The sequence below is a fragment of the Promicromonospora kroppenstedtii DSM 19349 genome (assembly GCF_000515355.1).
In the GTDB taxonomy this organism is placed as follows: Bacteria; Actinomycetota; Actinomycetes; order Actinomycetales; family Cellulomonadaceae; genus Promicromonospora; species Promicromonospora kroppenstedtii.
In genome coordinates this window covers 6,147-6,354 of the sequence record NZ_KI911760.1, presented here as the reverse complement: position 1 = coordinate 6,354, position 208 = coordinate 6,147, and the positions used below count along the sequence as shown (strand labels likewise).

Here is a 208-nt window from a genome sequence, read left to right as displayed (position 1 = left end):
GCCCCGAGCGAACCGATGGTCAGGGGGTAGCCGGGTCGCGTCGTGGCCGACGCGTCGAGCCCGTGGGCGCGCTGCGCCACGAAGATCGCGTGCGAGCGCAGCGTGTAGCCGCTCTGCGTGTGCGGCAGGGAATTGGTCAGGTGGTGCAGCACGGTGACGGCGCCCGACGGCGGGCCACCGGCGCGGCCGGGACCGGCGGTCTCGTCCT

Annotated in this window: 1 protein-coding gene; it reads right to left on the bottom strand. The window is 75.0% G+C overall.

Translation table 11 applies throughout. The annotated features are described in order from the left end of the window. Positions 1-208 (bottom strand): hypothetical protein (locus PROKR_RS36425; protein WP_036970175.1); only part of this gene is annotated, 208 nt, incomplete at both ends.